This window comes from Halalkaliarchaeum sp. AArc-GB (assembly GCF_031432225.1).
GTDB lineage: Archaea > Halobacteriota > Halobacteria > Halobacteriales > Haloferacaceae > Halalkaliarchaeum.
The window spans coordinates 19,292-40,544 of record NZ_JAVKGM010000021.1 but is presented as its reverse complement, the minus strand read 5'-3'; the positions used below and the strand labels follow the sequence as shown (position 1 = coordinate 40,544).

17 protein-coding genes are annotated in these 21,253 nt (G+C 66.6%); 7 read left to right on the top strand and 10 right to left on the bottom strand.

Annotation, left to right across the window (positions count from 1 at the left end):
- Nucleotides 1-10: 10 nt before the first annotated feature.
- On the bottom strand, nt 11-2,224 hold the full coding sequence (locus RH858_RS15470; RefSeq protein ID WP_310562360.1) for an AAA family ATPase: 2,214 nt from the start codon (nt 2,222-2,224) through the stop codon (nt 11-13).
- A 68-nt stretch (nt 2,225-2,292) separates the two neighbouring features.
- On the bottom strand, nt 2,293-2,826 hold the full coding sequence (locus tag RH858_RS15465; RefSeq protein WP_259535600.1) for an ArsR family transcriptional regulator: 534 nt from the start codon (nt 2,824-2,826) through the stop codon (nt 2,293-2,295).
- A gap of 145 nt (nt 2,827-2,971) precedes the next feature.
- On the opposite strand from RH858_RS15465, the gene RH858_RS15460 reads away from it, so the two are divergent.
- The 3 genes from RH858_RS15460 to RH858_RS15450 all read left to right on the top strand — a co-directional run bounded on the left by RH858_RS15460 (nt 2,972) and on the right by RH858_RS15450 (nt 4,739).
- Nucleotides 2,972-3,151, top strand: coding sequence for an HVO_2753 family zinc finger protein (locus RH858_RS15460; RefSeq protein WP_259535601.1), 180 nt, complete (start codon nt 2,972-2,974; stop codon nt 3,149-3,151).
- Between the two features lie 2 nt (nt 3,152-3,153).
- Entirely contained in the window at nt 3,154-3,420 is a 267-nt protein-coding gene (locus RH858_RS15455) for an elongation factor 1-beta (RefSeq protein WP_259535603.1), read from the top strand.
- Between the two features lie 98 nt (nt 3,421-3,518).
- On the top strand, nt 3,519-4,739 hold the full coding sequence (locus tag RH858_RS15450) for an MFS transporter (protein ID WP_310562359.1): 1,221 nt from the start codon (nt 3,519-3,521) through the stop codon (nt 4,737-4,739).
- Nucleotides 4,740-4,751: 12 nt separating this feature from the next.
- Here the strand turns inward: RH858_RS15450 and RH858_RS15445 are convergent, their stop codons facing one another.
- On the bottom strand, nt 4,752-6,242 hold the full coding sequence (locus tag RH858_RS15445; RefSeq protein ID WP_310562358.1) for a class I SAM-dependent methyltransferase: 1,491 nt from the start codon (nt 6,240-6,242) through the stop codon (nt 4,752-4,754).
- Nucleotides 6,242-7,057, bottom strand: coding sequence for a prephenate dehydrogenase/arogenate dehydrogenase family protein (locus tag RH858_RS15440; protein ID WP_259535609.1), 816 nt, complete (start codon nt 7,055-7,057; stop codon nt 6,242-6,244). Before RH858_RS15440 ends, RH858_RS15445 begins: the two co-directional genes overlap by 1 nt.
- Nucleotides 7,058-7,197: 140 nt before the next feature.
- On the opposite strand from RH858_RS15440, the gene RH858_RS15435 reads away from it, so the two are divergent.
- Complete coding sequence (locus RH858_RS15435; protein ID WP_310562357.1) at nt 7,198-9,336, top strand: hypothetical protein; 2,139 nt, start codon at nt 7,198-7,200, stop codon at nt 9,334-9,336.
- 49 nt (nt 9,337-9,385) lie between these two features.
- Here the strand turns inward: RH858_RS15435 and RH858_RS15430 are convergent, their stop codons facing one another.
- From RH858_RS15430 to gpmI, 3 genes are all read right to left on the bottom strand, one after another.
- Nucleotides 9,386-10,477 carry a polyprenyl synthetase family protein gene (locus RH858_RS15430; protein ID WP_259535613.1) on the bottom strand — a complete coding sequence of 364 codons (1,092 nt, stop codon included), beginning with the start codon at nt 10,475-10,477 and terminating at the stop codon, nt 9,386-9,388.
- Nucleotides 10,474-11,820 carry a ribonuclease J gene (locus tag RH858_RS15425; protein ID WP_259535615.1) on the bottom strand — a complete coding sequence of 449 codons (1,347 nt, stop codon included), beginning with the start codon at nt 11,818-11,820 and terminating at the stop codon, nt 10,474-10,476. The genes RH858_RS15430 and RH858_RS15425 overlap by 4 nt, the downstream gene beginning before the upstream one ends.
- A 234-nt stretch (nt 11,821-12,054) precedes the next feature.
- The gene (gene gpmI, locus RH858_RS15420) at nt 12,055-13,620 is read right to left on the bottom strand and encodes a 2,3-bisphosphoglycerate-independent phosphoglycerate mutase (protein WP_259535617.1); all 1,566 of its coding nucleotides are present in this window, start codon (nt 13,618-13,620) and stop codon (nt 12,055-12,057) included.
- Between the two features lie 111 nt (nt 13,621-13,731).
- Here gpmI and RH858_RS15415 point away from each other — a divergent pair, with 111 nt between their 5' ends.
- Together RH858_RS15415 and RH858_RS15410 are read left to right on the top strand one after the other, a co-directional pair.
- Nucleotides 13,732-15,765, top strand: coding sequence for a DEAD/DEAH box helicase family protein (locus RH858_RS15415; RefSeq protein ID WP_310562356.1), 2,034 nt, complete (start codon nt 13,732-13,734; stop codon nt 15,763-15,765).
- A gap of 89 nt (nt 15,766-15,854) precedes the next feature.
- Nucleotides 15,855-17,660: a DNA mismatch repair protein gene (locus RH858_RS15410; RefSeq protein WP_259535621.1), complete on the top strand. Its 1,806-nt coding sequence runs from the start codon at nt 15,855-15,857 to the stop codon at nt 17,658-17,660.
- Nucleotides 17,661-17,689: 29 nt separating this feature from the next.
- Here the strand turns inward: RH858_RS15410 and RH858_RS15405 are convergent, their stop codons facing one another.
- On the bottom strand, nt 17,690-18,106 hold the full coding sequence (locus RH858_RS15405) for a hypothetical protein (RefSeq protein ID WP_310562355.1): 417 nt from the start codon (nt 18,104-18,106) through the stop codon (nt 17,690-17,692).
- A 197-nt stretch (nt 18,107-18,303) separates the two neighbouring features.
- On the opposite strand from RH858_RS15405, the gene RH858_RS15400 reads away from it, so the two are divergent.
- A complete protein-coding gene (locus RH858_RS15400) occupies nt 18,304-19,479 on the top strand; it encodes an NAD-binding protein (RefSeq protein WP_310562354.1) in 1,176 nt (391 codons plus the stop codon).
- On the opposite strand, the gene RH858_RS15395 is transcribed toward RH858_RS15400, so the two are convergent.
- A complete protein-coding gene (locus RH858_RS15395; RefSeq protein WP_259535626.1) occupies nt 19,480-20,205 on the bottom strand; it encodes a nucleoside phosphorylase in 726 nt (241 codons plus the stop codon).
- Nucleotides 20,206-20,277: 72 nt separating this feature from the next.
- Nucleotides 20,278-21,231 (bottom strand): RNA-guided pseudouridylation complex pseudouridine synthase subunit Cbf5, encoded by a 954-nt coding sequence (locus RH858_RS15390; protein WP_259536390.1) that lies wholly within the window; start codon nt 21,229-21,231, stop codon nt 20,278-20,280.
- Nucleotides 21,232-21,253: the final 22 nt, after the last annotated feature.

Sequence of the window (21,253 nt, the reverse complement as noted above, 5' to 3'; positions counted from 1 at the left end):
GGGTTCGGGATCACTCACTGCCCACCGGTGAGGGCCGTACGGCCTCCAGCGCCGCCCGGAAGTGATCCGCGGAAAGCAACAGTTCTTCGGCGTGGTCGTTCGCCTCGGTGCCCTCGTAGCTGTCGGCGATCTCCTGGATCGCGAGCAGCGCCGCCTCCCGGCAGACGGCGGTGAGATCCGCCCCGGAGTATCCCTCGGTTTCGTCGGCGATCTCCTCCAGGTCGACCTCCTCGGCGAGCGGTTTCCCGCGGGTGTGCACCTCGAGGATCGCGAGCCTGGCGTCGCGGTCTGGGATCGGCACCTCGACGTGGGTTTCCAGCCGTCCCGGGCGGAGCAGCGCGTCGTCGAGCGCGTCCCGCCGGTTCGTCGCCGCGAGGACGACGAGGTTGGGGTTGTCGGCCGTACGGTCGAGTTCGGTGAGCAACTGCGAGACGACCCGCTCGCCGACGCCGGAGTCTGCGCCGAGCGCGTCCCGGTCGCCGGCGACGGCGTCGATCTCGTCGAAAAAGAGGATGCTCGGTGCGGCCTGTCTGGCCCGTTCGAACACCTCGCGGACGGCCTTCTCGGACTCTCCGACGTACCGATCGAGTAGTTCGGGGCCGTCGACGCGGATGAAGTTCACCTGGCTTTCGCCCGCGATCGCCCGCGCCAGCAAGGTCTTGCCGGTGCCGGGTGGGCCGTACAGCAGGATCCCGGTCGGGGGTGTGGTGTTGGCCGCCTCGAAAAGCGGCGCGTACGTCAGCGGCCAGGTGACCGCGCGTTCGAGCTTCCGTTTGGCGCCCTCGAGCCCGCCGACGTCGTCGAACACCGTCGAGGGGGTCTCGGCGACGTGTTCCCGCATCGCGCTGGGTTCGACGGCCGCCATCGCGGCTTCGAAGTCCCGTTTTCTCACCTCTACCCCGCTTAGCGATTCGCCCGCGTCTCTGGCCCGGCGCAGCGCCGTCATCGCCGCCTCCTTCACCAGGCTCTCGAGGTCGGCGCCGACGAACCCGTGGGTCCGGGCGGCGAGTTTGTCGACGTCGACGTCATCGGCAAGCGGCATCCGCCGGGTGTGAACCTCGAGGATCTCCCGGCGGCCCGCCTCCCCGGGGACGCCGATCTGGATCTCCCTGTCGAACCGTCCGCCGCGCCGGAGGGCGGTATCCAGCGTGTCCACTCGGTTGGTCGCGCCGATGACGATCACGTCGCCCCTGGCGTCGAGCCCGTCCATGAGCGAGAGGAGCTGACCGACCACCCGGTTCTCGACGTCGCCGCCGTTGTCGCGCTTTCCGGCGATCGAGTCGAGTTCGTCGAAGAAGACGATCGCGGGCGCCTCCTCCTCGGCTTCGCGGAACACCTCCCGGAGCCGCTCTTCGCTTTCCCCCTTGTACTTCGACATGATCTCCGGTCCGTCGATGGTGATGAACGTGGCGTCGACCTCGTTTGCGACCGCGCGGGCGATCAGCGTCTTTCCGGTCCCGGGCGGGCCGTACAAGAGAACGCCCTTCGGCGGTTCGACGCCGAGCCTGGCGAACACCTCCGGCTCCGACAGCGGGAGTTCGATCATCTCTCGAACAAGCTCCAGCTCCTCGTCGAGACCGCCGATGTCCTCGTAGGTCACTCCCGTCGTCGGCGCCGGCGTGGGCGTCACCTGGCCTTCGGTGTCGCCGTCGCTGCCACCCCGGTCGGCGACGGCACCGTCGGCGCTGCCGCCGGTCTGTGTCGACCTATCCGCGCCGGGCCGACCGTATTCGAGTCCGACGTCGGTGGCGTCGACGACGCGGACAGTTCCCGACGGATCCGTCTCGCTGACGAGAAACCGGATCCCGCCGAGCCGTTCGACGTGGACCTGTTCGCCGGTCCGGAGCGGTCGGTCGCGAAGCTCCCTGGCGAGTGCGCGCTCGACTGCCTCCCGGCTCACGTCGATCGAAGCCAGTTCTGCCGGTGCGTCGAGGACGACCCGGTTCGCGTTCGTCACCGACACGGTCGAGAGGCGAACCGTCTCCCCGATCTTCGCGCCTGCGTTCGCGCGGGTGTCGGCGTCGATCCGGACCTCGCCGTCGGAGACGTTCGCCCCGCCGGGCCATACCTTCGCGACCGCGGTTCGCTCCCCCTCGACGACCACCGTGTCACCGCTCAGCACGCCCAGCGTTCGGCGTGCCGACTCCGGAAGTCGGGCGATCCCCCGTCCGGCGTCGCGCTTCTGTGCGCCCCGAACGGTGAGTTCCAGGAACTCCTCGCTCATGGCGTTCGGTTGGTTCTCTCCCGGCTAAACGCTTGTCGTCGCGCTTTTGCTCGGCCAATCTCTCCGACTCACTCCGGCGGTCCCGATCCCTCCCGCGGGGCCGCACCGTCGACCAGCCGCGTGAACCGGTCGACCAGCCGCTCTGCGACGCTCGGATCGAGCGTCGACAGCAACGTTCGGGTCGCTTCGGGCTTGACGGCGACAACCGTGACTCGCCCCTTCGAGTCGTACCGTTTCTCGAGAACGCGATCTTCGGTTAGCCGATCGAGGTGCCACTCGACGGTGCTTCTGGCGACGTCCAACTCCACTGTAATCGCGTCCGGGGCGATCGCGCCCGACTCGAGGACGAGCGCGACGATCGCCCGATCGGTCTCCCTGCGAAGCAGCGTGATCGCGGCCCGCTCCCACTCGTCGAACCCGTCCTCGAAGTAGTGGGTCTTCCCGTGGCGCTCCTCGGCGGTGACCTCTCCCCGGCGCAGGAGCTTCCGGAGGTGGTACTGCGTCTGTCCGGTTGCGAGATCCAGCTCTCGGACGATGGCACTGAAATGGACGCCGGGATTCGACCGCACGTACTCGGCGATCCGTCGCCTCACCTGGCTCATTCGCGTTACACCCAGTCAGGGCTGCGCATATTTATGGCCACGGGTCGCCGATCCCCGAACGTGGGTCCCGGAAGGTGGGTCCAGGTGGACCGCTCCGTCGCTCCCAAAGACAACCGTTAAAAGCAGCGCGCGGGTTTACACCTGTATGAGCCAGAGTCAGCAACGGGAAGCGCGACACTGCGTTTCCTGTGGCATCCGCGTGTCCGGCAAGAACGCCGCCACGTTCGACTGTCCGGTCTGTGGAACCGAAGTTAGCCGTTGTGCGAAATGTCGAAAACAGAGCAACCTCTATGAGTGTCCCGACTGCGGCTTCAGGGGGCCCTGAACATGGGAAAGGTCGCAGCCAAACTCAAGGTGATGCCGCAGAGCCCGGAGATCGACCTCGACGCGCTCCAGGAGCGGCTCGAGGCCGCGCTGCCGGAGGGCGCGAAGATCCAGGGGTTCGAGCGCGACGACGTCGCGTTCGGCCTGGTCGCGCTTTTGCCGACGGTGATCGTCCCCGACGACGCGGGCGGCACCGAGGCCGTCGAGGAGGCGTTTTCGGGCGTCGACGACGTCGAATCCGTCTCCGTCGAGAACGTCGGGCGCATCTGAACCGGCCGTTCGGCGACAGCCCGTCGTCCGACCGACGGCCGTCCGGAGGCGTCGACGAAACTCCCTTTATGTAGCCCTCCCTATCACAGGAAGATACCGTGGACACTGCCGACGTAGTCGGAGCGGCAAGACTTCCGGGCGAGCGCGCGAGGCTTGCAATCGTCGTGTGGGGCGTGTTGGTTTCCCAGGTGCTCCTTTATCCGGGCGTCGAGGACGTCATCGCGGCGCTGGGCGGACCACCGGGGATCCGTGCCGGGATGTGGTTCCTCGTCGCGGAGTTCGCCGCGTTCGTCGCGTTCGCGACGGTGTGGGGCGCCGCCAGCGACGCGCTCGGGCGACGTGTTCCTCTCGTCGTCGCCGGCGCCTTGGGGGGTGCGACTGCGTACCTGTTGTTGGCGACGCTTCCGTCTCTCGGCGTTGGATTCGGTGGCGTCCTGTTTGTCCGCGTGCTCGGGGGCGCACTCACGATCGGCGCTTTTTCGCTTTCGATCACGATGCTGATGGACCTCTCGGGGGGACACGGTCGGAACATGGGCGCCGCCGGGATTGCCATCGGGGCGGGGGCGGGCCTGGGCGCCGTCGTCGGTGGGCGGCTCGCGACGATCGATCCCCTCGCGCCCGTGTACGGCGGTGCGGTCGCCCTGGGTGCCGTGGCGGTGCTTGCAGCGACCGTCCCGGACCGCGCCTCGGGCGGCGCGCTCCCCGTCGCCGAGGTGCTTTCGGGGCTGTCCAGCCGGCCGCAGCTTTCGGTCCCGTACGCCTTCGGCTTCGTCGACCGGCTCACCGCCGGCTTCTTCTCCCTCGTCGGGGTGTACTACTTCCGGGACGTCTTCGAACTCGACGCGTTCGGTGCCGGGCTCACGCTGGCGCTGTTTTTCGTCCCGTTCGCGCTGTTGCAGTACCCGTTCGGCGTTCTCTCCGACCGGATCGGCCGGTTCCTTCCGGTGGTGGTCGGGTCGATCGGCTACGGCGTCGCGATCGCGTTCGTCGGGCTGTCGCCGACCTACACGGTTGCGGCGCTGGGTATGGTCTTCGTCGGGATCTGTGGTGGCCTCGTTTCCCCGGCGACGCTCGCGCTCGTCACGGACGTCGCAGCCGTCGACGAGCGTGGGGCCGCAATGGGCGGGTTTAACGTGTTCGGATCGCTGGGGTTCCTCGCGGGCTTTCTCGTCGGTGGGATCACCGCCGACGTGATCGGCTATATCGAGGCGTTCCTACTCGTCGGCGGGCTCGAGGTGGCGATCGCACTGGTCGCCGCGCGGGCGGTCCGGCGGATCGCCCCGGAGTCCGAGGTGGGCGTCCCGACGGCCGGCGGATGACCGACGCGAGCCTCACGCCGCCGCGATGTCGACCGTCGTTTCCCCGTCGACGACGAGGTTGTACGCGCCTTCGTCGTCGTTCCACAACAGTAGGGTGTTTTGAAACTCGAGCACCGACCCGTACGGCGCCTCCCGGAGCGCCCGATTGAGTCCGGACTCGCGAGTGAGCACCGCATAGTGATCGAGCGTCTGGCTCCCGTCGCCGATCCTGAACAGCGGGTTCGCGTCCCCGTCGGCGAGGTTCTCGCTCAGTTTCACCGCGAGCAGATCGATTCGCCGGGTCACGTGTCGGTCGCTTTCGGCCATCCGGGCGTGTCGGTTCGGGTTCGCACGGATCGGGAACCGCCGCCGACCGTCCCGGCGGAGAACCGAGTACGAGTACTGCACGTCGACGTTTACGTATCGCCCCGGCTCGTCCTCGGGGCCGCGCGGAGCAGCCTCGTCGAGCAGTCGCTGGAACGACGGCACCGCGAGGTCGGATCCGACTGCAAACGACCACCCGCGATCGGACGGCTCCGCCCCGGGCCACAGCCGCAACTCCGGAGCGAAGACAGTGACGTCGTTCCTCTGACTCGCGACAGCACGTTCGACGTCTCTGAGGCCCGTCGAGGTTTCCAGGTCGGCCGGTGCGAGCGCCACGAGCGACCCGGAGTTCGCCAGGGCGTCGAGGCCCCGTTCGAGTTCCCGGCGTGGCGCTTCGAGTTCCGAGAGGACGTTGCCGAAGACGACGAGGTCCCATCCTCCAGAGTCGACTTCGGGGGCGAGCGCCGCCGGATCGACCTGTTCGATCCGCTCGCGGTGGATCTCGGTTCTGAAGTTGCGATCGGTCTCCTCCAGGAGGGCTTCGAGGATCTCGGCGTTGGCGCTCGGCTCGACGGCGTGATAATCGACGATCGGGCCCGTGGCGTCCGGACTGTCTGTCGTTTCCGCTTCCGAGTCGTCGTCCGGACGGCCGAACAGGTAGTCACAGAGTCCCAGCGCCGGGCCGCCGGTGCCCGCGCCGACGTCGAGCACCCGCAGGCTCCGGGGGAGCTGTCCGGGCTCTGCGAGCTCCTCCAGTACGTACCCCATCACCGCGTAGTAGTCCGGGAGGTGGTATATCGCGTAGCCGAACGCGGCGTCCTCGTCGTAGGTGACGTCGTTACCGTGGAAGTAGTCGGCTTTCAGGCGGTCGATGGTCGTCCGGAGGCGATCGCCGGATTCTCCGGTGTGCCAGTTCGGGCCGTACTGGTCGACGAGCAACTCCTCGAGGGCGAACGCGTACGGCTCCGGGAACGACTCGGGATGCCACCCTGCGGGCCGGACTGTCCCGCCGTCGACGGGAACGAACGTGCCGTCCGCGCGCTCGAACAGCCCCAGGTCGAACGCCTCCTCGCGGAGGATTCGCCTGACTACGCCTGGATGAGCGTTCCCCTCGAGGTAATCGACCAGCTCGTCCGGATCGATCGGACGGACGTGCCGGAGATACTTCGCGTTGTCCAAAACGGCGTCTCTGTCGATCATCACTCGTGTCTGTCTCTCCGGCGGTCGGTTCCAGCCTCGCGATACAGCTTCCGGAACGCCTCCCGATCTCCCCTCGCGTCGGCGATCCGTCGGGCGGCCTCGGCGACCGATTCGGCCCCGTCGAACGAACGCTGGATGTCGGCGTACACGTCCGGCGATCCCTCGGTGACCGTCTCTACGAGCCCCTCGAGCCGGCGGGACACCGGGGTGTGAAACTCCTCTCGGACGTCGGTATCGGCGGCGACGAGCCCGTACGCGAGGATGGCCGCGTGGGCGCTCGCCTGCACGGTCTCCATCGCTGCGTCGTGTTCGGCTGCGGTCGTCTCGAACACCTCGTTTCCGCCCGCACGGATCGCTTTGCGAACGGCCGAAAGCAACGGTCCGTCTTCGCCGGGGGCGAACGCGACGCTACCGGGAGTCCGAGGCGGTGCAAAAAGCGGATGAAAGCTGCCGTACTCGCGGACGGACTTTTCGGGGTCGGCCGCCGCCGACCGCATCGCGGCAAGCGGCTGTTCCATCGTTCCGGCGACGTCGAACAGGGCGCCGTCGACAGCCGGTGCCCACTCGACGATCGCCGGTTCGACAGCCGGGATCGGCACGGCGAGACAGACTGCGTCGAACTGTTCCTTCGACCCCGGTTCGGCGTCCGTCGAATACACCGCTGCCTCGCGGCTGGCGGCGGCGTCTTCGGCCACGTCCCGGTCGGCGTCCGCGAAAGTCACCGAAACGTCTCCGTCGAAGACGTCCGGGGACGCCGCGACAGCGTCGGCGATCCACCGACCCATCTCTCCCGCACCGACCACGAGCAGGCGCATCAGTTCACCCATGAGGCGGGGTTCGGTTAAGCGGTTCGGATACGCGTCTGCCCGACACCTGGACGGTGCCCCAGTAGCTCGGTTCGACGTGGCGAACCGCTCCGGAAAGTATTTGCATCGGCTCTCGGGAAATAAGGCCAATGAAACCCGAGCGGACAGAGCGGATGACCGAGTGGGAGACACGACCGTTCGAGGGCGGCTACGACGGCCTGCGCTCGCTCGTCGATCGCGGCTTTTCCGGTGCGGTTACCGACGGTTCGGCGTGGGCGATTCTCGTCAACGGACGGATCGTGGGCGTCCACGGTGGCGACCTCTCTACGTTCGAGGAGGCCGACGGAACCGCCTACGAGGCGCCGGACCCATCACTCGCGCTGCTTTTCGCGATGCAGGAGAGCAGCGGAGAGTCCAGGGCACAGTATTACACCGAGGAGACGCCGATATCCACCGTCGACGAGACGCTCTCGGAGGGGGGATTCACCGGGTACGTCGAACTCTCCGAGAACGTGCTCTCGGGGGATTACTACGTCGTCTACTCCGGTGGAAAGTCGACCGGAGTCGCCTTCGTCGGAAACAACGAAACCCTTTACACCGGCGAGGAGGCGTTCGAACGCGCCGACGACGAGGTGGGGATCTACGAGGTGTACGACGTCGATCTCGACATCGTCGAACTTCCGGAGCCGGCGGAGCAGGACGCGCCGACGGACGACGCGCCGCCGGGAGATTCTCGGACGGACGACGCGTCGGCGACCAGGGACGTAGCAACGGAAGGCGACCCGTCCGCCGGTGGAGACGAGCCGTCGGCCGGTACGGCGACCGACACGGAGCCGGTCGGTCGGGACGCAGATCCGGCGGTCGAACCCGACAAAACGGAATCCAGTGGAACCCAATCGGTCGAACAGACCGGCCCCGATCCGGAATCCACCCCAGCCGAGCGCGAAGAGGACGGCGAACAGGAGAGGGATGCAAACGGCGCCTCCGACGCCGGTTCCGACGAGTCGGTGGTTGATTCTTCCAACTCCGAATCGGGTGCGGCGAGAGCGGACGATGCCGATAGCGTCTTTTCGGAGGAAGCTGCCTGGCGTCAGGCACAGACGATTCCGGCGCTAGATCCCGAGGAAACCGCCCGGCTGCGGGATGAAACGAAGCCCGAACGGACCCCGACCAACCGTTCGAGTCGTCGCAACGCGATCGAACGCCGTTCGGGGCGCGACTCGTCCGAACGGGAGGCGGTCGAACCGTCCCGTGACACGGCGGGTCGGAGATCCGGCGGGGCTGCCGAGCCGGCGTCCAACACCACCGACGCCCCGGGAACCGACGACTCCACGGACGCACTAGCGAGCCGGATCGAGGAGCTCGAGGCCGCACTCCAGGAGGAACGAAACAGGAAAGAAGCGCTCGAACAGCGGCGCGAAGAGCTCGCGGGCGAACGAGACCGCTTCCGAGAGCGGGCCTCAAAACTCGAGAGCCGGGTCGAGGAGCTGGAAAGCGAGATCGAACGACTCCGTGAAGAGCTGTCGGCGACGCCCGGGAAGGTCCCCGAGGTCGACAGGACGATGCTGCCCGATGAGGCGATCTCCGGAACCAACCTGTTCGTCCGGTACGAGTCGAAGGGCAAGCCGACCCTCGATGCGGTCCACGCCGGGGAAGCGACCCGGGAGGAACTGTCCGGGAACCTCAAGCTGGAGCATCACACCACCTTCGAGGACGACGGGCTCGTCGTCGAGGGGACCCCCTACCGCGAGTTCCTCCGGGACACCGTCGAGTACACGTTCTGTCGATGGGTCGTCGAACAGCTTCCGTTCGAGATCCGCGAGACGGCTAACGTCGACCGGCTCCGCGACCTGTACGACGCGATCCCCGAGATCGATCGCGTGGAGTTCGACGGCACGGTTGCCGTCTCGAGCACCGACGCGGACGGACAGCGGGAAAACGAGGCGTTCGAGTTCGACGTCGTGTTCCGGGACCGAATGGGCGATCCGCTGTTCGTCGCGAACCTGAACGACTCCCGGGAGCCGACGACCCAGTCGATGGTCGACACGCTGGTGTCGGATGCCGTTACCGTCGCGGGAAAACACGACGGGCTCGCGTCTGCGCTGTCGGTTACTGCGAGTTTCTTCGAACCGGGGGCGCTCGACGCCGTGGCGGACGCGACCGGCGGCGGGCTGCTCAGTCGAAGCAAGCGGGCGAGTTTCGTGAAGCTCTCCCGGAAAAACGGCTTCCACCTCTGTCTGGTCGAAACCCGCGAGGGGGGGTTCCACCTCAACGTGCCGGAGCTTTGAACCGGGCCGGAAGACTCGAATCGGGCCGGAAGACTCCCCCGGACCGGTCTCAGTATCCGCGGGTGATGAGGTAGTCTGCCAGCTCCTCGAGGAGCCGGCGCGCGTCGTTGTCCGGAAGTACCGAGAGGTGATCTTTGCTCCGCTCGGTGAGATCCCGGGCCTTCTCTCGCGCCCAGTCGATGCTTCCAGCCCCCTCGAGAGCCTGGACGGCCTCGTCGATCTCCGATTCCGTCACCGCGTCCACGTCGTTCGTCTCGATCAGATCGTCGACGTCGATTCCCTGTTGGCGGGCGTGGAGCGTAATGAGTGTCTCCTTGTTCTCGACGAGGTCGGACCCCCGCTGTTTGCCGAGCTTCTCGCTGGGAACGGTGAGATCCAGGACGTCATCCTGGATCTGGAAGGCGCGCCCCGAGTCGATTCCGTACCGGTACAGCGCCTCGGAGACATCCGAGTCCGCGCCGAAAAGCACCGCCGGCGCCGACGCGGCGGCCCCGTACAGCACCGCCGTCTTGAGCTCCACCATCTCGAGATACTCGTCGGGAAGGATGTCGGTTCTCGTCTCGAAGGCGACGTCCAGCGCCTGCCCCTCACAGATTTTCGTGCAGGTGGTCGCGAGCAGGCGCATCGTCTCCAGCCCGTTGTTCGGCGTCGCCCCGGTGTCGGTCATCAGCTCGAACGCCTTCGAGTAGAGAGTATCGCCCGCGAGGATCGCCGTCGAGGTGTCGTACTGCTTGTGTACCGCCGGAACGCCCCGCCTGAGATCGTCGTCGTCCATGATGTCGTCGTGGATCAGCGTGAACGACTGGATGATCTCGATCGCGACGGCCGCACGGAGGACGTCGACCCGGTCGGCACCGTCCGCAGCCACTCCCTGGATTGCGCTCGGACCCGCACGGTCGGAACTGGGGACCGGGAACGACCGGTATTCCCGTGAGAACGGCTCCACGTCGGACAGTGACTCCGCTGCAAGCAGCGTCACTGTCGGACGGAGGCGTTTTCCTCCCGCCTCGAGGATGTATCGGGACGCCTCGTAGAGCCGTTCGGGCTTTCCGATCGGCAGCTCCTCGTCGATCGACCCGTTCACTAGCTCGCGTCGCTTTCGGATCGCTTCCAGAACGCGTTCCTCGGCGGTCTGTGTCATTCCACCAGTGTGATCATGTTCCCGTTTCTGGTCACGTGCAGGTCACGACCGACCGCGTACCCCTGTGACTCCGCCAGGTCCACGTAGGGTGCAAAACCCTGGAGGTCCTGGTGAGCGGGGATGACCTGCTGGGGCTGCAGGGCGTCGAGCATCTGGTAGTGGCCCTCCTCTCGAAGGTGCCCGGAGACGTGGATGTCGTCGTAGATCCGGGCGCCCTGCATCTTCAGCAGGCGTTCGGCCTGGTACCGCTGCCCTTCGTTCGTCGGTTCCGGGATCACCCGAGCCGAGAAGATGACCTTGTCGCCGTCGTCCAGTTCGTAGGGCGTCTCGCCCCGGGCCATCCGGGTGAGCATCGCACGCGGTTCGCCCTGGTGGCCGGTTACGACGGGCAGGAAGTCCTCCTTGCCCTCCTTCATGATCCGCTTGAACGTCCGGTCGACGCTCTTGCGGTGGCCGTACATCCCGAGGTCGCCCGGGAATTCGACGAAGTCGAGCCGTTCTGCGGTCCCGGAGTACTTTTCCATCGACCGACCGAGCAGAACCGGCTTGCGACCGATCTCCTCGGCGAACTCCACGAGCGACTTCACCCGGGCAATGTGGCTCGAGAACGTCGTCGCCACGATGCCGCCGTCGTAGTCCTTGATGGACTGGAGCGTGTCACGCAGGTGGGTCCGGGCGACCGACTCGCTCGCAGTCCGCCCCTTCTGTCCGGCGTTCGTGCAGTCTTCGATGTAGCAGAGCACGCCGTTGTCCTCCCGGCCGATCTCGCGGAACCGCTCCATGTCGATCGGGTCGCCGATCACTGGCGAATGGTCGATACGCTTGTCGAGCCCGTAGACGATCGAGCCCTCCGGCGTGTGGAGCACCGGGTTGATCGCGTCGATAACCGAGTGGGTGACGTTGACGAACTCGAGTTCGCACTCCGAGCCGATCGACATCGTCCCGCCGGCGTCCATCTTCACCAGGTCGTTGTCGACGCTGAACTTGCTTTCCCCTTTGACCTGTTGTTTCACCAGTTCGATCGTGAACGGGGTCGCGACCACCGGCGCGTTGTACCGGTGGGCCAGCTTCGAGATAGCGCCGATGTGATCGAGGTGGCCGTGCGTGGGAACGATCGCCTTCACGTCCCCCTCGAGATCGGACATCACCCGGTCGTCCGGGATTGCGCCCATGTCGATCAGATCGAGGCTGTGCATCTGCTCTGTCTCCACGTTGTCGTGGATCAGAACCTGCGAGAGGTTCAGGCCCATGTCGAAGACGACGACGTCCTCGCCTGCACGGACCGCCGTCATCTGGCGCCCGACCTCTTCGTATCCGCCGATTGTTGCGATTTCGATTTCCATAGTTTCCTCCAATGTCGTACCCGCTGTGGGGGCAACGGCCCCGGCGCGTTCCAACACGTCGGTCGCTGGTCCCCGCTCTGGTCCGACGACGTCGTCGACCTCGCCGGCCAGTGTCCCGCGGGAGTCGGTATGGGAACCATAACTCGCAGGTGATAAAAAGGCGTGGATTCGTGTTTCCGTCGACAGGTAGGTGAACACCTGTGGTATTCGCGGACTGGAGAGTTCGATCGGTGACTACTCCAACAGCGACGTTCCAGTCATCGCCGCAGGCCGGTCAAGGCCGGCAAGTTCGAGAATCGTCGGCGCCACGTCACACAGTGAGCCGCCCTCCCGGACGCGTCTGCCGCCTGCCCGATCTACAGAGAGCGAGCCGTTCCCCGTTGCGGTCGGCGACAGATACACGAACGGTACGGGATTGCTGGTGTGTGCGGTGTGGGGATCGGCCGGCGTTCCCATGTCGTCTGCGTTCCCGTGGTCGGCGGTGACGATCGCGTGCCCGCCCGCCGCGTCGATCGCCGGAAGGAGGCGTCCCAACCCGTCGTCGACGGCTTCGACGGCCCGGACGGCCGCCTCGAAGTCACCAGTGTGGCCGACCATGTCGGGATTCGCGTAGTTGAGCACAACCAGGTCCGGATCGTCCGTCTCGATCACCTCGATCGCCTCGTCGGTCACTTCGGCGGCCGACATCTCCGGCTGCGAGTCGTAGGTGGGGACGTCTGGGCTTTCAATTATCCGGCGGATCTCGCCGTCGAACTCGACCTCCCGCCCGCCGTTGAGAAAGTACGTCACGTGGGCGTACTTCTCGGACTCGGCGATCCGTAACTGGGTGCGGCCCGCGTTCGCGAACACCTCCCCGAGGGTCTCTGTCGGCTCCTCGGGCGGGAACGCCACCGGGAACTCGAAGGTGCGATCGTACTCCGTCATCGTCACGACCGTCGTCTCCGGCGGTTCCGTCTCGAATGGCCAGTCCGGTCGCGTGTCCGAGAGCATCCGGACGAGTTGTCGAGCCCTGTCTCCCCGGAAGTTGACGAAGACGACCGCGTCGCCGTCCGCGAGCTGCCAGTCTCCCGTTCGGTGATCCGGAGCCCCGGGACGGACGAGGGTCGGCTCGACGAACTCGTCTGTGTCTCCCCGGTCGTAGGAGGCCTCCACCGCCTCGACCGCCGAAGCTGCCTCGTGATCTGCTGTTCGGTTGACAATCGCGTCGTAGGCACGTTTCGTTCGGTCCCAGTTCTCGTCGCGGTCCATCGCGTAGTAGCGCCCCGAGACTGTGGCGACGTGGCCGGTCTCGGCGTCCTCGATCGTCGATTCGAGTTTCGACAGGTACTGTGCACCCCCCTTGGGGTCGGTGTCGCGTCCGTCGGTAAACGCGTGGGTGACGGCGGGAACGTCAGCGTCTGCACAGAGGTCGACGAGCGCTTCGAAGTGCCGGAGATCCGAGTGGACGCCGCCGTCCGAAACGAGCCCCATCAGGTGGACCGACCCGTCATTCTCGTCGGCTGCCGAGAGGGCAGCCCGGATCGCCTCGTTCTCGCGGAAGCTTCCGTCGTCGATCGCGTCGTTGATCCGGGTGTACGCCTGTTTCACCACCCGTCCGGCGCCGATGTTGAGGTGTCCCACCTCGCTGTTTCCCATCTGTCCGTCGGGGAGGCCGACCCGACGTCCCGACACCTCCAGTGTGCCGTACGCCCCGGTGTCGGCGCAGGCGTCGAAGGTCGGCGTGTCGGCCGCCTTCACGGCGTCGAGCCGGTCGTGATCGCCCAGCCCCCAGCCGTCGAGAATCACGAGCGCAACGTCCATGTCTCCCCCGTAGGGGGGATATTTTAAGTAGCGTTCGCTCTCGGCTGTGGTTCAGCCCCGGTGTGGCCGCCGGTCGCAACCCGTATCCCGCTCGGCCCCATACGGCCGCCGATGACCGACGGAGGCGACCCGGCCGCCGAAGGGAACGCCCCCGACAGCGACGCTGACGGGAACGCCCCCGACAGCGACGCCGACGGGAACGCCCCCGACAGCGACGCCGACGGGAACATCTCCGACAGCGACGCCGACGGGAACGCCCCCGACAGCGACGCCGACGGGAACATCTCCGACAGCGACGCCGACGGGAACGCCCCCGACACCGATACCGAGGCTGAGGACACACCACTCCAGCTCTCTCGGTTCCTCGACGTCGTCGAGCGCGAAGAGCGTCCCGTAGTGACCGCCCAGCGGGCCGCCCGCCGACTGGACTGCACCCAGGCACAGGCCCGGGACGCGCTGGACGACCTTGCAACGCGGGGAGAGATCGAACGGGTCGACGTCGAGACCGATCCGGTGGTTTACTACCCCACGGAGTGGCGCAAGCTGGCGCGCCGGGAGCGGGTTGTCGTCTTTCCGACACGGAGGGAGATCGTCGTCGATCAGCCCACCCAGTACACCCGGGCGCAACTGTCGCAGTTCGCCCATCTCGTGGACACGACCGGAACCGAGCCTGGAACCCGCGGCTATCTGTACCGCGTTCGACCCGAGGACGTCTGGGTCGCGCCGTTCGAGGAGTTCGAACAACTGCTGTCGACGGTCCGATCCGTGCTCCCGCGGCGCTATTCTCACCTCGAAGCGTGGATGAACGACCAGTGGCAACGGGCCCACCAGTTCCGGCTGTACACCCACGAGGACGGGTACGTCGTGCTCGAGGCCGCCTCCGAGAGTCTGATGGGCAACGTCGCCACGGAGAAACTCGACGAGGATACGATCCGGGCGCCGATTTCCGACACAGAAGCGTGGGTCAACGCCGACCGGATCGCCGGAATCAAGCGGACGCTGTACGACGCCGGCTACCCGGTGGTCGACGACCGCGAACTGGAGACCGGCGACGGGCTGGACGTCGAACTCACCACTGACCTGCGCGAGTACCAGCACTCGTGGGTCGAGTCGTTCCTCGAAAAACGGGCAGGGGTGTTCGTCGGCCCGCCCGGCAGCGGGAAAACCGTCGCCGCGATCGCGACGATCACGGCAGTCGAGGGGGAGACGTTAATCCTGGTCCCCTCCCGCGAACTCGCCGAACAGTGGCGGGAGGAGCTACTGGCACACACGGATCTCTCGCGCGAACAGATCGGCGCGTACCACGGCGGCGAAAAGCGGATCCGACCGATCACGATCGCGACCTACCAGACCGCCGGAATGGACAGACATCGCCAACTGTTCGACTCCCGCAAGTGGGGATTGATCGTCTACGACGAAGTGCACCACGTCCCCAGCGACGTCTACCGCCGCAGCGCGGACCTCCAGGCGGTCCACCGGCTCGGGCTCTCGGCGACCCCGGTCCGGGAGGACGATAGCGAGGCGGAGATTTTCACGCTGATCGGGCCGCCGATCGGCACCGACTGGGACGCGCTGTTCGAGGCAGGGTTCGTCCAGGAGCCCGAACTCGAGATCCGGTACGTCCCGTGGCGCGAGGACACCGCGCGAAACGAGTACACGAGCGCTGACGGCCGGGAGCGGTACCGGCTCGCCGCGCAAAACCCTGCCAAACTGGCCGAAGTCGAGTACTTGCTCGCCAGACACGACGACCGGAAGGCGCTCGTGTTCGTCGACTACCTCGAGCAGGGCGAGCGGATCGCCGAAGCGCTGTCGGTGCCGTTCGTCAGCGGCGACACGCCGCATTACCGGCGCGAGCAACTGTTCTCGCAGTTCCGCGAAGGGGAGCGACGGACGCTCGTCGTCTCCCGGATCGCCGACGAGGGGATCGACCTGCCGGACGCCGAGGTGGCGATCGTGGCGTCGGGGCTGGGCGGGTCCCGCAGACAGGGGGCCCAGCGGGCGGGCCGGACGATGCGCCCGGCCGGCTCGGCGCTCGTGTTCGTCCTCGCCACCCGGGGGACCCGCGAGGAGGAGTTCGCCAGGCGGCAGCTCCGCCACCTGGCGGGCAAGGGGATCCGCGTGCGAGAGACGAACGTGAGCGGCTGAGTACCACCTGTGCGGCTGAGCAACGTGACCCGACGGGCACGCGACGGGACAACCGATCTTATAAGGGGAAACCGCTCCTCGCCCCGGACATGCAACTGGAAGCCTACTGGGGCGTCGGGCCGAAGACGCGCGAGCGGCTCGAAGCGGAGCTGGGTGCCGAACGGGCCATCGAGGCGATCGAGTCGGCGGACATCGGTGCCCTCGTCGACGCGGGGCTCCCCCGGGGGCGCGTGGTGCGGATCCTGCGGCGCGCGAACGCCGACGGCGACGTCGATCGGTTCGGCACCTCCGACGCCCGGGACGTCTACGACGACCTGCTGTCGCTTGCAGCGTCGTACGCCCTGACCGAACGGGCGGGCGACCGGATCCGCGTAATGACGCCACTTGCGAGCGCCGACGCCCGGCGCGACCGACTCGAGACCGTCGCGGCGGCGCGTGACGCCTGGGTCGGGCTGGACGGGACGGCCCGCAACCGGGTCGAGGAGGCCTTTTCCGCCTACGACGACGCCGGCGCCACCGACCGGGCGGCCGTCCGTGCGGCGCTTTCGCTTCGGCACGCCGGCTTCCAGGGGCGGACGTTCGAGGCGCTCGCCGAACTCGACGAAGGAAAACTCGGCGACGCCGCCGACGCGCTCGGGGCCGTCAGGCTGTCCGACTCTGTCCCGTCAGGGACGTCGATCGCCGACGCCGATCCCGAATCGCTCGAGGTGCAGTCGGGAACCGACGACCGCCTCGATCGGCTGCGGGAGGAATTGGATGCGGTCGAGGAGCTGGAGAACGCCGCGTTCGACGTGATTGAGACAGTGCGCGAGCGAGGAGCGCGCGATCTGGAAGCGTTTCAAAGCGGGGTAGTCGAATACGTCGCCAGCGAAACGGGCCTTTCAACAGGAGAAATCAGGTCCGCCGCACCCGATGACGCTGTCGACGCCTCCGATTACGTGAGCCGGACGCTCCGGGAACTGGTCGATCACCAGCGCGAACGCGTCACGGAACGGGAACGCGAAATCGCCGCAACGCTGCAGGATGACGTAGCCGCGGCGGGTGAGGACGTCGACGCCGCGATCGCGGCGGTCGATGACATCGCCTTCGCGCTCTCGCTGGGGCGGTTCGCGGCCGCACACGACCTCCGAGAGCCGACGCTGGTCGACGAGGCGGTCCTTGCGGTCTCGAACGCACGGAACCTTTTTCTCTCGGGTGAGGTCCAACCCGTCACGTACGCAATCGGGACGCACGACCTCGGGGAGTCCGGGGGAACTGGCGCGGAGGCCCCGCCGTCCGGGGATCGGGTCGCCGTCCTCACCGGTGCCAACTCCGGCGGGAAGACGACGCTTCTGGAGACGCTGTGTCAGGTGACGCTGCTTGCCGACATGGGGCTCCCGGTACCGGCCGAGCAGGCGACGGTCGGGCGCTTCGACACCGTCGTCTTCCATCGCCGGCATGCATCCTTCAACGCGGGCGTGCTGGAGTCGACACTCAAAAGCATCGTCCCACCGCTGTCGGACAACGATCGCACGCTGATGCTCGTCGACGAGTTCGAGGCGATCACCGAACCCGGACGGGCCGCGGACCTTTTGAACGGCCTGGTCGAGCTCACTGTGTCCCGTGACGCGCTCGGAGTGTACGTTACTCACCTCGCAGACGACCTCAGCCCACTTCCCGAGGCCGCACGCGTCGACGGAATCTTCGCCCGGGGACTGACGCCGGACCTCGAACTCGAGGTGGACTACCAGCCCCAGTTCGGAACGATCGGCAAGTCGACCCCGGAGTTCATCGTCTCGCGGCTGGTTGCGAACGCCCGTGATCGGGCCGCACGACAGGGATTCGAGAAACTCGCCGAAGCCGTCGGCGAGGAGGCAGTCCAGCGCACGCTGTCGGATGCGCGGTGGGAGGGATAAAATCGACGTCGAAACCGGAGTCGACCGCGCTATTCGTCGCCGGTTGCGCCGTCGAGCACGATCGTCACCGTCTCGTCTTCGTCCTCTTCGAGGGTGACGGTTTCCTCGACAGGTTCGAACTCGTCTTCGAGGCTCTCAACTGTGATCCTGTACTCGCCTTCGTAGATGAGGCTCGCCCCGGAGAGTTCGCCGCCCTGAATGTCGTGCTGGAAGGTGGCGCTGAAGTTTTCCTCGAGGCTTTCGATCGTGACGACCACGCCCGTCGAGACCGGTTCCCCGTCCTCGTTTTCGAGCTGGACGGTGAGGTCGCCGGGATCATCGAGATCGAACTCGTCGTCCCCGGCGCCATCACCGTTTTCGTCGCCTGTACAGCCGGCGAGACCGGCAACACTGAGGGCAGCGATGCTTGCACCGAAGCGTCGGCGGGACACTGATTGGAGGTTCACGTCCGGAGCAAATCGGTCGTCACTGATGAACGTTCAGATCTGTCGGCTCATCGTTCGATGGTAACTGAACCCAACCGTTGCCTGTGACCGAGTGACACGATAGGCCGATGGTGGCGCCATCCGCTCCTCGAAGTGACTGGTTCCGGATCGATACGGAAGCACACCTCTTTATAGGATTACCTGCCGAGAACCCGGATATGGAGTGGAGCCGCGAGTGGCTGTCGGTGCGTGCGGCAGTACTGCTCACGTTCCTCGTGGGGGTGCTGTCGATCGTCGTTGGGCTCGTTCACATCGCTACCGGCGGCGTCGATGGGCCCCTCGTGGAGTACGTGCCCCCGATCGTCCGCCAGACGGTCGGCTTTACCGGCACCATTACCGGCTTCGTGATGCTGCTGGGAGCGTTTGCCCTCGCCCGCGGCTACCGGCTCGGCTGGTACGCGACGATCGTGTTGCTCCCGGTGACGGCCGCCCAGGGACTGTTACAGACGTCGCCGTTCGCCTATCCACTTGTTGTACTGTCAGCGCTTGCTGTCCCTGCACTCGTGTACAACCGCCGTCGGTTCAGACGGCCGTTTACTCCCTCGCCAACCCAGCTTGCGGCGGCGACGGCGCTCGTGACGGCGCTTCTGTACGGCACACTGGGCTCGTATGCGTTGCGCGACGAGTTCGAGGGAATCGTCACTATCACCGACGCGTTCTACTACACGGTCGTCACCGCGAGCACCGTCGGCTATGGCGACGTCCACGCGACGACGGAAATCAGCCGGCTGTTCAGCCTCTCTGTGTTGATCTTGAACGTTTCGGCGTTTGCAGTCGCCCTCGGTGTCCTGCTTACGCCCGCCATCGAAGCGCAACTCTCGAAAGCACTTGGAAGAATGACAGAAACACAGTTCGAACTCCTGGAAGATCACGTCCTCGTGCTCGGATACGGGGAACTGACGGAACCGATACTCGAAGAACTCGCCGACGCGGACGACATCGAGTTCGTCGTCGTTACGCCCGAAGAGAACCGCACCCGGCAACTCTCCGCACGGGATATCTCGGTGTTGACCGCGGATCCGAGCGACGAGGAGCCGCTACAGCAGGTACGGATCGGGACCGCCAGGGCTGTGTTGGTGGCGACGAACAACGACGCCGAGGACGCGCTCGCGATCCTCACCGCCCGGCAGCTCAACCCAGAGGTGCGGATCGTCGCTGCGGCGACACAGCGGGAGAACGTCGACAAACTCCGCCGGGCCGGCGCGGACGAGGTGTTGAGCCCCGCCGCAATCGGCGGTCATCTCCTCGTGGAGTCGGCGCTCGGCACCGACGACACGGAACGACTGGTCGCCGATATTCTCGGTGACTCTGTCGAACCGGACAGTTCTGAATAGTCACAACTCGGTCGCGGCCTCGAGCGTGAGCCGGATCGCACGTTCGACGTTGTCCTTGGCCTTTTCGGGGAGCTCCTCGCCGTCAGTCGCTCCCTTTTGAGTCCCCTCGACGAGGTTGCCGTCGACGGTGCAGATCGCGCCCGCAGCGAGTCCCTTCCTGCGGGCGAGAGAGAACACTGCCGCCGCTTCCATCTCGATCGCGAGCAGGCCGGCGTTCTCCCAATCGTCGACGAAGTCGTCGGACTCGTTGTAGAAGGCGTCGTCGGAGACGATCGGCCCGACGTGGACGTCTTCGTCGTTCGCCTCCGCCGCGTCGACCAGCGCCGTGAGCGCGTCGTAATCGGGTACTGCCGGATACACCGCCGACTCGTAGCGCTTGCTGGTGCCCTCCTCCTTGGCGGCGCCGGTGGCGACCACCATGTCGCCGATTTCGATGCCCTCCTGGAGGGCGCCCGTGGTGCCACACCGAAGGAACGTCTCGACGCCGACCCTGGAGAGTTCCTCGAGGGCGATGGCGGCGGAGGGACAGCCGATCCCGGTCGAACAGATCGTCACCGGACGGCCCTCGTAGGTGGCGTTGACGACCTTGTACTCCCGATTCTGTGAGATCTCTTCGACGTTTTCACACTGTCTTGCGATCCGATCGACGCGCCCCGGATCGCCGGGAATGATGGCGAGGTCGGTTACGTCGCCCTCCTCGACGAGCAGGTGCGGCTGTTTGGCCATACGTGGGACTCGCCCGTGTCGACCAAAAACCTGTGCGATACGCAGTCACCGTCCGGAGCGAACCGAGGCGGTTCACACGAGCACGCGCTCGAGATCGACGACTGTTCCCTGCTCCGCGTCGGGGTCGCCGACAGGACGGCCGAGACACACTGCGGTCCCTTCCGGCGTGAAACACGCCACGAGAGGTGCGTCGTCGGGACCGGCGTCCAGGGCCGCGTATATCTCCTCGTCCGCGGAGATCACCCCCGGTGCGTACACCGGTGCGCCGTTGGCGACCTCCCTGGCGGCGGATTCGGCGATCGTCACGGTCGGGAGATGCGAGATCGCTCGTTCGGCCGGCTGAACGACGGTTCGGAGCTGTTCTGTGTGACCCTCTTTTGCCCACTCCAGTGCGTCCACGAGGTCGTGGAGGGTGATCAGTGAGGCGTCGTCGAACGGGGTGGTTGCGGTCCGGCGGAGGTCGCCCATGTGCGCGCCGGTGCCCAGCGCGAGCCCGAGGTCGTGACACAGCTTCCGAATGTACGTCCCCGACTCACACCGGATCCGGAGGAGGGCACGGCGTTCTCGAGTTTCGAGTACTTCCAGTTCGTACACTTCTCGAACACGCAGGCGGCGGGCGACGGCGCTTTTCCGCGGGGGTTTCTGGTACAGCGGCGCCTCGAAGGAGGCGACGATTCCTTCGAGGTCCGCCGGCGCCGGCCGGTGGAGTTCCAGCACGGCGACGTACTCTTTTCCTCCCTCGAGGAACGCCTGCGCGAGGCGGGTTGCCTCGCCGGTCAACACCGGGAGACAGCCGGTCACTTTCGGATCGAGAGTGCCGGCGTGTGCGGCCTCCGAGATCCTGCCTGCTCTTCCGTCGCCGACATCGTCGGCAGCCGTCGTCAGGTCGCCGACCGCGTCGTCGGCGAGATCCCGAACCCAGGCGGCGACCTGGTGGGCCGACGGCCCGGGTGGTTTATCCAGGTTGACGACGCCGAACCGGAGCAGCTCCGGAAGGCTCCGTTGTTCCGGTGGCGACCGGAGGATCCCGTCTCCGGCTCTCGTTTCG